The sequence below is a fragment of the Pseudomonas sp. PA-4-8C genome (assembly GCF_021606625.1).
In the GTDB taxonomy this organism is placed as follows: Bacteria; Pseudomonadota; Gammaproteobacteria; order Pseudomonadales; family Pseudomonadaceae; genus Aquipseudomonas; species Aquipseudomonas lactis.
In genome coordinates this window covers 1-11054 of sequence record NZ_WKCD01000187.1, presented here as the reverse complement: position 1 = coordinate 11054, position 11054 = coordinate 1, and the positions used below count along the sequence as shown (strand labels likewise).

Sequence of the window (11054 nt, the reverse complement as noted above, 5' to 3'; positions counted from 1 at the left end):
GTACGGAGACTAGAGATCACATTTCCTAGGGGCAACCCCAAATCCATGTCGGAAATTTCCTCGATATCCACGATGCACACAAATCCAAATGTGGGAGCTGGCTTGCCTGCGATGGCTGACTCGCAGCCACTATCCCAGTGGCTGACACACCGCAATCGCAGGCAAGCCAGCTCCCACACTCGAATCGGTTACCACCCGACGATCACTCCAAAAGCAAAGTTGGAAGGCTTCTTGCAACCCCGCCTCCAAGTCGCCCTCCAGCGTCAAAACTTTGCTTCAAGGACCCGAGGAATACCGGTGGTAGATCGCTCTCAAATGCTCAACACGGCCCGTGGCACCCTGACTGACTTGTCGCGGGGCAATCTGGGTGTGCCGTTGTTGTTGCTGGTGATGCTGGCAATGATGATGTTGCCGATGCCGCCGTTCCTGCTCGACGTGTTCTTTACCTTCAACATTGCCCTGTCCGTCGTAGTCCTGCTGGTGTGCGTGTACGCCCTGCGGCCGCTGGATTTTGCGGTATTCCCGACGATTCTGCTGGTGGCGACCCTGTTGCGCCTGGCATTGAACGTGGCTTCCACGCGGGTGGTGATGCTCCACGGCCAGGACGGCCACGCGGCCGCCGGTAAGGTGATCCAGGCGTTCGGTGAGGTGGTGATCGGCGGTAACTACGTGGTTGGTATCGTGGTGTTTGCGATCCTGATGATTATCAACTTCGTGGTGGTGACCAAGGGCGCTGGGCGAATTTCCGAGGTGAGCGCGCGGTTTACCCTCGACGCCATGCCCGGCAAGCAGATGGCCATCGACGCCGACCTCAACGCCGGCCTGATCGACCAGAACCAGGCCAAGTCGCGCCGGGCCGAAGTTGCCCAGGAAGCCGAGTTCTACGGCTCCATGGACGGTGCCAGCAAGTTTGTGCGCGGTGACGCCATCGCCGGCCTGTTGATCCTGTTCATCAACCTGATCGGCGGCGTGGCCGTCGGTATGTTCCAGCACGGCATGACATTCGGTGATGCCGGCAAGGTCTACGCCTTGCTGACCATCGGTGACGGTTTAGTGGCGCAATTGCCATCACTGTTGTTATCCACAGCGGCGGCCATCATGGTCACCCGTGCTTCGGGCTCCGAAGACATGGGCAAGCAGATCAGCCGGCAGATGTTCGCTTCGCCCAAGGCTCTGGCCGTGGCGGCGGGCATCATGGCGATCATGGGCATCGTGCCGGGCATGCCGCACTTCTCGTTCCTGAGCATGGCGGCCCTGGCGGGTGGCGCGGCGTACCTGTTCTGGAAGAAGCAGAACCAGGTCAAGGTCCAGGCCGAGCAGGAGATCGCGCGTCAACAGGAGCTGCTGCCATCTCCGGCCCGTGCCCAGGAAACCAAGGAGCTGGGCTGGGACGACGTCACGCCCATCGACATGATCGGCCTGGAAGTCGGCTACCGCCTGATCCCGCTGGTCGACCGCAACCAGGGTGGGCAACTGCTGGCGCGGATCAAGGGCGTGCGCAAGAAGCTGTCCCAGGACTTGGGCTTCCTGATGCCCACCGTGCATATTCGCGACAACCTCGACCTGGCCCCCAGCGCCTATCGCCTGACGCTGATGGGGGTGATCCTGGCCGAAGCCGAGATCTACCCAGACCGCGAACTGGCGATCAACCCAGGGCAAGTGTTCGGTACGCTCAACGGCATCACCGCCAAAGATCCGGCTTTCGGCCTGGAAGCGGTGTGGATCGAAGTGAGCCAGCGCAGCCAGGCGCAGTCTTTGGGTTACACCGTGGTGGATGCCAGCACCGTGGTCGCCACGCACCTCAACCAGATTCTCTACAAGCACTCCCACGAGTTGATCGGTCACGAGGAAGTCCAGCAATTGATGGGCTTGCTGGCCAAATCGTCGCCGAAACTGGCCGAAGAACTGGTGCCGGGCGTGTTGTCGCTGTCGCAGTTGCTCAAGGTGTTGCAAGCGCTGTTGGCCGAACAGGTGCCCGTGCGCGACATTCGCAGCATTGCCGAGGCCATCGCCAACAATGCCGCCAAGAGTCAAGATACTGCCGCTCTGGTGGCGGCGGTGCGTGTCGGCGTGTCCCGCGCAATCGTGCAAAGCATTGTAGGGACTGAGTCCGAGCTGCCTGTGATCACCTTGGAACCCAGGTTGGAACAAATATTGCTCAATAGTATTCAGAAGGCAGGGCAAGGCCAGGAAGAGGGCGTTTTACTGGAGCCAAGCATGGCTGAAAAGCTGCAGCGTTCGTTGATCGACGCCGCACAGCGCCAGGAAATGCAGGGCAACCCGGTGATCCTGCTGGTGGCCGGCCCGGTTCGCGCGATGTTGTCGCGGTTCGGACGCCTGGCTGTACCGAATTTGCACGTGTTGGCTTACCAGGAAATTCCTGACAATAAGCAAGTGACTATCGTCGCGACAGTTGGGCCCAATGGCTGAGGTAGTGGGTTATGCAAGTTAAGCGTTTTTTCGCCGCCGATATGCGTCAGGCCATGAAATTGGTCCGCGATGAGCTGGGCGCCGATGCCGCGATTATCGGTAACCGTCGGATTGCCGGCGGTGTCGAGCTGACGGCTGCCCTGGATTACACACCCCAGGCGCTGGCCCCGCGCGTACCGAACATGGAACTCGAAGACGAGCTGCGCAAGACCGCCTCGCGCATTGTGTCGGCCCAGGCTGAACTGAGCATGCGTGGCGACAGCGATGCGAGCACCAATCGCCAGTTGTTTGCCGGCCTGCCGCTGACCGCCGCCGAGCCGCTGGTTGAGCCCACCTTTGTCGAACCGCCGCGTCCTGCAGCGCCTGCCCCGGCTGCCGCAGTTGACCAGCGCGTGATCGACTCGATGCGTTTTGAACTCAACGGCCTGCGTGAATTGCTCGAAGTGCAGCTGGGCTCGCTGGCCTGGACCCAACTGCAAGGCAGCAAGCCGCAGCAAGCCAACCTGTGGCGTCGCCTGCAGCGTATCGGCCTGTCCGGCCCGTTGTCCCGCGACCTGCTGGCCTTGACCGCTGAAGTCGAAGAGCCCCGCCAGGCCTGGCGCATGCTGCTGGCGCACTTGGCGCGCATGATCGCCACGCCGGAAATCGAACCCCTGGAAGAGGGCGGTGTGATCGCCATGGTCGGCCCCGCCGGCATGGGCAAGACCACCACCCTGGCCAAGCTGGCTGCCCGTTATGTGCTCAAGTACGGCGCGCAGAATATCGCGCTGGTGAGCATGGACAGTTACCGCATCGGCGCCCAGGAGCAGCTCAAGACCCTGGGTCGCATCCTCAACGTGCCGGTGACTCATGTCGACCCGGGCCAGTCCCTGGCCAATGCCCTCGACCCGCTGCTGCGCAAGCGCGTGGTGCTGATCGACACCGCCGGCCTGCAAGCCAGCGACCCGGCCCTGCGCATGCAACTCGAAAGCCTGGCCGGCCGTGGCATAAAATCGAAAAATTACCTGGTGCTTGCAACCACCAGCCAGAAACAGGTTCTTACCGCTGCCTATCATAGCTACAAGCGTTGCGGCCTGGCCGGCTGCATCCTCACCAAGCTCGACGAAACCGCGAGCCTGGGCGAGGTATTGAGCCTGGCCATCAGCCATGAATTACCGGTTGCCTACCTCACCGACGGGCCGCGGATCCCGGATGATCTGCATCTGCCGCGCCGTCATCAGTTGGTCAGCCGTGCCGTGAGTGTGCAAATGCAAGACGAGCCTAGCGAGGAAGCGATGGCCGATATGTTCGCCGACCTTTACCACCACCCGGCTAAACGGGTGGGTTGAGGCAGGATGAACACCGTGAAATGTACCTACATCGATGGTCTGCAAGCGATTCACGCGGCCAAGCCATGTAGCCTGCGTCTAAGCAAGACAAGGTAAAGAAATAAAATGGGCAGCATGCATCCCGTACAGGTGATCGCGGTGACCGGCGGCAAAGGTGGCGTCGGGAAAACTAACGTGTCAGTGAATTTGTCCCTGGCCCTGGCAGAGCTTGGCCGTCGCGTCATGCTGCTGGATGCTGACCTGGGCTTGGCGAACGTGGACGTTCTGCTGGGGCTGACACCCAAACATACCCTGGCCGATGTAATCGAGGGCCGCTGTGAGCTGCGCGATGTGCTGCTCCAGGGCCCCGGAGGCATCCGCATCGTGCCGGCTGCCTCGGGCACCCAGAGCATGGTGCACCTGAGCCCCGCGCAGCATGCCGGGTTGATCCAGGCGTTCAGCGACATCGGCGACAACCTCGACGTGCTGGTGATTGACACCGCCGCCGGCATCGGCGAGTCGGTGGTCAGCTTTGTGCGCGCAGCGCAAGAAGTGCTGCTGGTGGTGTGCGACGAACCCACCTCGATCACCGATGCCTACGCGCTGATCAAACTGCTTAACCGTGACTACGGCATGAACCGCTTTCGCGTGCTGGCCAACATGGCCCAGAGCCCGCAGGAAGGGCGCAACCTGTTCGCCAAGTTGACCAAGGTCACGGATCGCTTCCTCGATGTGGCTTTACAATACGTCGGCGCAGTTCCCTATGACGAGTGTGTGCGCAAGGCCGTGCAAAAGCAGCGTGCGGTCTATGAAGCGTTCCCTCGTTCGAAATGTGCACTGGCGTTCAAGGCCATTGCCCAGAAGGTCGATACCTGGCCGTTGCCCGCCAACCCGCGGGGGCATCTGGAGTTTTTCGTCGAGCGTTTGGTGCATCAGACGAGCGCAGGACCGGTGCTATGACATCCAGCGGCTACAACCTTTACAAAAAGTCGGCACGTGACAGCCAGGGCGAATTGATCGAGCGCTATGCGCCGTTGGTCAAGCGCATTGCCTATCACCTGTTGGCGCGCCTGCCCGCGAGTGTGCAGGTCGAAGACTTGATCCAGGCCGGCATGATCGGCTTGCTTGAAGTGTCGACCAAATACGACGCCAGCAAGGGTGCCAGTTTCGAAACGTATGCGGGTATCCGTATCCGTGGCGCGATGCTCGATGAAGTGCGTAAAGGCGATTGGGCGCCGCGTTCGGTACACCGCAATACGCGCATGGTCAGTGATGCAATTCGTGCAATTGAAGCAAAAACCGGTCGTGACGCTAAAGATCATGAAGTTGCGGCCGAACTCCAATTGAGTCTCGACGATTACTACGGGATTTTGAACGATACCTTGGGCAGCCGCCTGTTCAGTTTCGACGACCTTTTACAGGACGGCGAACACGAAGGGCTGCACGAGGACGGCGCGAGCGCGCATACGGAGCCGTCGCGCGACCTGGAAGACGAACGTTTCCAGGGCGCGTTGGCCGATGCAATCGCCAATCTGCCGGAGCGTGAGCGGCTGGTGCTGGCGCTGTACTACGACGAAGAGCTGAACCTCAAGGAAATCGGTGAGGTCCTGGGGGTCAGCGAATCGCGTGTCAGCCAGTTGCATAGCCAGTGCGCAGCCCGCTTGCGGGGGCGATTGGCCGAGTGGCGCGCGCGCTGACAGGCAGTGTGGGGACACTGCAGACGCTACCGTGAAACCGCAGGGTTTTGCGGGTGAGTACCGTGGTGCCCTGGGCAGTCCTTTTTGTGTAACGCCTGTTGATTGAAATGGCGCGTCCAGGTGCTGGGCGCGTTTAAGACTGCTTGGAGGTCGAATTGGACAAGAACATGAAAATCCTCATCGTTGATGACTTCTCAACGATGCGGCGGATCATTAAAAACCTGTTGCGTGACCTTGGGTTCACCAACACGGTCGAGGCGGATGACGGCCTGACGGCCATTCCGATCCTCAACAGCGGGAGCATCGACTTTCTGGTGACCGACTGGAACATGCCGGGCATGACCGGTATCGACCTGCTGCGCCATGTGCGCGCCGATGAAAAACTGCGCAGCTTGCCTGTGCTGATGGTGACCGCCGAAGCCAAGCGTGAACAGATCATCGAAGCCGCCCAAGCCGGGGTCAACGGTTATGTGGTCAAACCATTCACGGCACTGGCCTTGAAAGAGAAGATCGAGAAAATCTTCGAACGCATCCACGGCTAATGCCATCGCGGGGGAGCTATGGAGCATAACGAAACGTCACAGGGCGACTTTGAGTCGACCCTGAAAAAACATGCTCACCAGTTGGTCGACAGCCTGGAAAAAGGCCAGTTCGCCGATGCGGTGCAGTTGATCCATGAGCTTAACCAGACCCGTGACCGCGGCCTGTACCAGGAAGTGGGCAAGCTCACACGCGAGCTGCACAGCGCAATCGTCAATTTCCAGATTGACCCGCGCATGCCCCAGGCCGAAGAAATTTCCCAGATCACCGATGCCACTGAGCGCCTGTCCTATGTGGTCAGGCTGACTGAGGCGGCGGCCAACCGCACCATGGACCTGGTGGAAAACGCCACGCCCCTGGTCAACGGCATGGCCACGGAAGCCCAGGCCTTGAGCCAGGACTGGGGCCGCTTCATGCGCCGCGAAGTCGGTGCTGAAGAGTTTCGTGAATTGGCGCGTCGCGTCGACGGGTTCTTGTCGCGCAGCGAACAGGAAAACCGCACGGTGGCCAGCAACCTCAACGACATCCTGCTGGCCCAGGATTACCAGGACCTTACCGGCCAGGTGATCAAGCGCGTGACCCAGTTGGTCACCGAAGTGGAAAGCAACTTGCTCAAATTGGTGCTGATGGCCGGCCAGGTCGATCGTTTTGCCGGCATCGAACATGACCGCGAAGCGATCCTCTCGGAAAAAGATCCACAAAAACATCTCGCCAAGGGTGAAGGTCCGCAGATTCATGCCGATAAACGTGAAGACGTTGTGTCAGGTCAGGATGACGTAGATGACCTGTTATCCAGTTTAGGCTTCTAAGGAGCACCCACATGAGCTTCGGCGCCGATGAAGAAATCCTTCAGGATTTCCTTGTAGAGGCCGGCGAAATTCTAGAGCAACTGTCCGAACAACTGGTCGAGCTGGAAAGCCGACCGGATGATGCGAACCTGCTCAATGCAATTTTTCGCGGTTTTCACACTGTAAAAGGGGGCGCCGGCTTCCTCCAGCTCCATGAGCTGGTGGAGTGCTGTCACATCGCCGAGAACGTGTTCGACATCCTGCGCAAGGGTGAGCGTCACGTAGACTCGGAACTGATGGACGTGATTCTCGAAGCACTGGATGCGGTCAACGGCATGTTCAGCCAGGTGCGTGAACGTGCGCCTATCACCGCCGCCACACCGGAACTGCTGGCCGCCCTGGCGCGCCTGGCCGAACCTGCCGACACCGCGGCTGCGCCGGTGGTCGAGGCCGCGCCGGAGCCGGTGGCGCAAGCCGAGCCGGACGTGACCGACAGCGAGTTCGAACAACTGCTCAACTCCCTCAGCGCGGTCAAGGCCGAAGCTGAATCGCCGGTGCAGCCTGCCGCGACGCCGAGCAGTGAAGACATTACCGACGCTGAGTTCGAGTCGTTGCTCGACCAGTTGCACGGCAAAGGCCAGTTCGCAGCAGATGCCGTGGCACCGCCTGCGGCAGCGCCAGAAGCACCCGCTGCCAACGCCAGCACCGACATTACCGACGACGAATTCGAGGCACTGCTCGACCAACTGCATGGCAAAGGCACCTTTGTGGCCGAAGCCCTGCCCGAGGTTGCAGCGACTGCCGCCGCCGCTGCGCCAGCGGCCAGTACCGCACCGGCCGGTGACGGGTTGATCTCCGACCACGAATTCGAAGCCCTGCTCGACGAGTTGCACGGCAAAGGCAAGTTCAGCGAAGTGGCCCCGGCCGCTGCCGCCCCGGTTGCAGCGCCAGCCGCTGCTACTGCGGCACCGGTTGCTGCCAAACCTGCGCCGGCTGCCAAGCCAGCACCCGCCGCCGCCCCTGCGCGTGCAGCGGCGCCGGCTGTTGCGGAAAAGCCCGCCAGCGAAGCCGAAACCACCGTGCGTGTGGATACCGCGCGCCTGGACGACATCATGAACATGGTGGGCGAACTGGTGCTGGTGCGTAACCGTCTGGTGCGCCTGGGCCTGAACAGCGGCGACGAAGCCATGCAGAAGGCCGTGTCGAACCTTGACGTGGTCACCGCCGACCTGCAAACCGCGGTGATGAAAACGCGGATGCAGCCGATCAAGAAAGTCTTCGGCCGTTTCCCACGCCTGGTTCGCGACCTGGCGCGCCAGCTCAAGAAAGAAATCAACCTGGAACTGGTGGGCGAAGAAACCGACCTCGACAAAAACCTTGTCGAGGCCCTGGCCGACCCGCTGGTCCACTTGGTGCGCAACGCGGTCGACCACGGCGTAGAAACCCCGGAAGAACGCGAAGCCGCCGGCAAGTCCCGCAACGGCAAAGTGATTTTGGCGGCGGAGCAAGAGGGCGACCACATCCTGCTGTCGATCACCGATGACGGCAAAGGCATGGACCCGACCATCTTGCGCAATATCGCGGTCAAGCGCGGTGTGATGGACAAGGACGCCGCCGACCGCCTGACCGACACCGAGTGCTACAACCTGATCTTCGCCCCGGGGTTTTCGACCAAGACCGAGATCTCCGACGTGTCCGGGCGTGGCGTGGGCATGGACGTGGTGAAGACCAAGATCAGCCAGCTCAACGGCTCGATCAATATCTACTCGACCAAGGGCCAGGGCTCCAAGATCGTCATCAAGGTGCCGTTGACTCTCGCGATCATGCCGACCCTGATGGTGATGCTGGGCAACCAGGCGTTCGCCTTCCCGCTGGTCAACGTCAACGAGATCTTCCACCTCGACTTGTCGCGCACCAACGTGGTGGACGGCCAGGAAGTGGTGATCGTGCGCGACAAAGCGTTGCCGCTGTTCTACCTCAAGCGTTGGCTGGTGGCCTCGGCTGCCCATGAAGAACAGCGCGAAGGCCATGTGGTAATTCTGTCCGTGGGCACCCAGCGCATCGGCTTTGTGGTCGACCAACTGGTGGGCCAGGAAGAAGTGGTGATCAAGCCTTTGGGCAAGATGCTGCAGGGCACCCCAGGCATGTCGGGCGCAACCATTACCGGTGACGGTCGCATCGCACTGATTCTCGATGTTCCGAGCATGCTCAAGCGTTACGCCGCACGGCGTATTTGATTCTGGTGGGGCAGGGCGGTCATGCCCGCCCCGCCTAACGGAGTGTTTATGGCAGTCAAGGTCCTGGTGGTGGACGATTCGGGTTTCTTCCGCCGCCGCGTCTCGGAAATTCTTTCCGCTGATCCAACGATCCAGGTGGTCGGCACGGCCACTAACGGCAAAGAGGCGATCGATCAAGCCATTGCCTTGAAGCCGGACGTGATCACCATGGACTACGAGATGCCGATGATGGATGGCATCACGGCCGTGCGCCACATCATGCAACGCTGCCCCACACCGGTATTGATGTTTTCCTCGCTGACTCACGAAGGCGCGCGGGTGACCCTCGACGCCTTGGACGCCGGCGCGGTGGATTTTTTGCCGAAGAATTTCGAAGACATCTCGCGCAACCCCGACAAGGTCAAGCAGATGCTGTGCGAGAAGGTGCACAGCATTTCCCGCAGTAACCGTCGCAGCCTGTTCAGCACACCCGCGCCAGCCCCCACGCCTGCGCCCGCAGCAGCGGCGCCGAGCTCATCGTTTGCGCGCCCGGCGCCTGCGCCCGTGGCCCGGCCTGCGGTCGCGCCGGTACGTGCCGCCGCAGCGCCGAGTGCGCATTCGCCGGCACCCAAGCGCAAGGCTTACAAGCTGGTCGCCATCGGCACCTCCACCGGTGGCCCGGTGGCCTTGCAGCGGGTGCTGACCCAACTGCCGGCTAACTTCCCGGCGCCGATTGTGCTGGTACAACACATGCCGGCGGCGTTCACCAAGGCGTTCGCCGAGCGCCTGGACAAGCTGTGCCGCATCACCGTCAAGGAAGCCGAGGATGGCGACATCCTGCGCCCTGGCCTGGCACTGCTGGCGCCGGGCGGCAAGCAGATGATGGTGGACGGGCGTGGCGCGATCAAAATCCTGCCGGGCGATGAGCGCTTGAACTACAAGCCGTGCGTGGACATCACCTTCGGTTCGGCAGCCAAGTCCTACGGCGACAAAGTTCTGGCGGTGGTGCTCACCGGCATGGGCGCCGATGGCCGTGAAGGTGCGCGCCTGCTCAAGCAGGGCGGCAGCGCCATCTGGGCCCAGGATGAGGCCAGTTGCGTGATCTATGGCATGCCCATGGCCATCGTCAAGGCTGACCTGGCCGATGCGGTCTACAGCCTGGACGACATCGGCAAGCACTTGGTGGAGGCCTGCCTCTGATGGATGTCTTGAGCCTGATCGGGATCACCATGGCGTTTGTCGCCATCATTGGTGGCAACTACCTGGAAGGCGGCCACCTCGGCGCCTTGGCCAACGGCCCGGCAGCACTGATCGTGATCGGTGGTACCGTGGGTGCGGCGTTGTTGCAGTCGCCCCTGAGCTCGTTCAAGCGTGCCATGCAGATTCTGGTGTGGATCATTTTTCCGCCACGGGTCGACCTGGCAGGCGGCATCGACCGCGTGGTCAATTGGAGCCTCACCGCCCGCAAGGAAGGCCTGCTGGGCCTGGAAGGCGTGGCGGATGCCGAGCCTGACAGCTACGCGCGCAAGGGCCTGCAACTGTTGGTCGATGGTGCCGAACCGGAAGCGATCCGCAGCATCCTCGAAGTGGATTTCTACACCCAGGAAAGCCGTGACATCAATGCGGCCAAAGTCTTTGAAAGCATGGGCGGCTACGCGCCGACCATCGGCATTATCGGTGCGGTGATGGGCCTGATCCACGTGATGGGCAACCTGGCCGACCCCTCGCAACTGGGCAGCGGCATTGCCGTGGCGTTTGTCGCGACCATCTACGGCGTGGCCAGTGCCAACCTGGTGTTGCTGCCGGTGGCGAGCAAGCTCAAGTCGATTGCCATGCGCCAGTCGCGTTATCGCGAAATGCTGCTTGAAGGCATCCTGTCGATTGCCGAAGGCGAAAACCCGCGCTCCATCGAATTGAAGCTTCAGGGCTTCATGGATTGATGCACATGAGCACCCGTACCCCCGTAGGAGCGAGCTTGCTCGCGAAGAACCCGAGAGCGCCGCGTGCATTCAGGATGCCCGCGTTTTTGTTAACGATCTTCGCGAGCAAGCTCGCTCCTACAGTGGGGTGGGTGTG

9 protein-coding genes are annotated in these 11054 nt (G+C 61.4%); all 9 read left to right on the top strand.

Annotation, left to right across the window (positions count from 1 at the left end):
* Positions 1-315 precede the first annotated feature (315 nt).
* The 9 genes from flhA (at position 316) to GIW04_RS21775 (ending at position 10918) form a co-directional block, all read left to right on the top strand.
* A complete protein-coding gene (flhA, locus tag GIW04_RS21815) occupies positions 316-2430 on the top strand; it encodes a flagellar biosynthesis protein FlhA (RefSeq protein WP_169856175.1) in 2115 nt (704 codons plus the stop codon).
* 11 nt (positions 2431-2441) lie between these two features.
* Complete coding sequence (gene flhF / locus GIW04_RS21810) at positions 2442-3758, top strand: flagellar biosynthesis protein FlhF (RefSeq protein WP_003192914.1); 1317 nt, start codon at positions 2442-2444, stop codon at positions 3756-3758.
* Positions 3759-3863: 105 nt separating this feature from the next.
* Positions 3864-4697, top strand: a complete 834-nt coding sequence (fleN, locus tag GIW04_RS21805) for a flagellar synthesis regulator FleN (protein ID WP_003192912.1) — start codon at positions 3864-3866, stop codon at positions 4695-4697.
* On the top strand, positions 4694-5434 hold the full coding sequence (gene fliA, locus GIW04_RS21800; RefSeq protein WP_003192909.1) for an RNA polymerase sigma factor FliA: 741 nt from the start codon (positions 4694-4696) through the stop codon (positions 5432-5434). Before fleN ends, fliA begins: the two co-directional genes overlap by 4 nt.
* Before the next feature lie 167 nt (positions 5435-5601).
* A complete protein-coding gene (locus tag GIW04_RS21795) occupies positions 5602-5976 on the top strand; it encodes a chemotaxis response regulator CheY (RefSeq protein WP_003192908.1) in 375 nt (124 codons plus the stop codon).
* An 18-nt stretch (positions 5977-5994) separates the two neighbouring features.
* A complete protein-coding gene (locus GIW04_RS21790) occupies positions 5995-6783 on the top strand; it encodes a protein phosphatase CheZ (RefSeq protein ID WP_003192906.1) in 789 nt (262 codons plus the stop codon).
* An 11-nt stretch (positions 6784-6794) separates the two neighbouring features.
* Positions 6795-8999 carry a chemotaxis protein CheA gene (locus GIW04_RS21785; RefSeq protein ID WP_003192905.1) on the top strand — a complete coding sequence of 735 codons (2205 nt, stop codon included), beginning with the start codon at positions 6795-6797 and terminating at the stop codon, positions 8997-8999.
* A gap of 48 nt (positions 9000-9047) precedes the next feature.
* The gene (locus tag GIW04_RS21780; protein WP_003192904.1) at positions 9048-10178 is read left to right on the top strand and encodes a protein-glutamate methylesterase/protein-glutamine glutaminase; all 1131 of its coding nucleotides are present in this window, start codon (positions 9048-9050) and stop codon (positions 10176-10178) included.
* Positions 10178-10918: a flagellar motor protein gene (locus GIW04_RS21775; protein WP_003192902.1), complete on the top strand. Its 741-nt coding sequence runs from the start codon at positions 10178-10180 to the stop codon at positions 10916-10918. Before GIW04_RS21780 ends, GIW04_RS21775 begins: the two co-directional genes overlap by 1 nt.
* The last annotated feature ends 136 nt before the right edge of the window (positions 10919-11054 follow it).

What these genes read in the sequence shown, in the direction of transcription:
- flhA (WP_169856175.1), top strand. Translation starts at nt 316, where the DNA reads ATGCTCAACACGGCCCGTGGCACCCTGACTGACTTGTCGCGGGGCAAT.
- flhF (WP_003192914.1), top strand. Translation starts at nt 2,442, where the DNA reads ATGCAAGTTAAGCGTTTTTTCGCCGCCGATATGCGTCAGGCCATGAAA.
- fleN (WP_003192912.1), top strand. Translation starts at nt 3,864, where the DNA reads ATGGGCAGCATGCATCCCGTACAGGTGATCGCGGTGACCGGCGGCAAA.
- fliA (WP_003192909.1), top strand. Translation starts at nt 4,694, where the DNA reads ATGACATCCAGCGGCTACAACCTTTACAAAAAGTCGGCACGTGACAGC.
- GIW04_RS21795 (WP_003192908.1), top strand. Translation starts at nt 5,602, where the DNA reads ATGAAAATCCTCATCGTTGATGACTTCTCAACGATGCGGCGGATCATT.
- GIW04_RS21790 (WP_003192906.1), top strand. Translation starts at nt 5,995, where the DNA reads ATGGAGCATAACGAAACGTCACAGGGCGACTTTGAGTCGACCCTGAAA.
- GIW04_RS21785 (WP_003192905.1), top strand. Translation starts at nt 6,795, where the DNA reads ATGAGCTTCGGCGCCGATGAAGAAATCCTTCAGGATTTCCTTGTAGAG.
- GIW04_RS21780 (WP_003192904.1), top strand. Translation starts at nt 9,048, where the DNA reads ATGGCAGTCAAGGTCCTGGTGGTGGACGATTCGGGTTTCTTCCGCCGC.
- GIW04_RS21775 (WP_003192902.1), top strand. Translation starts at nt 10,178, where the DNA reads ATGGATGTCTTGAGCCTGATCGGGATCACCATGGCGTTTGTCGCCATC.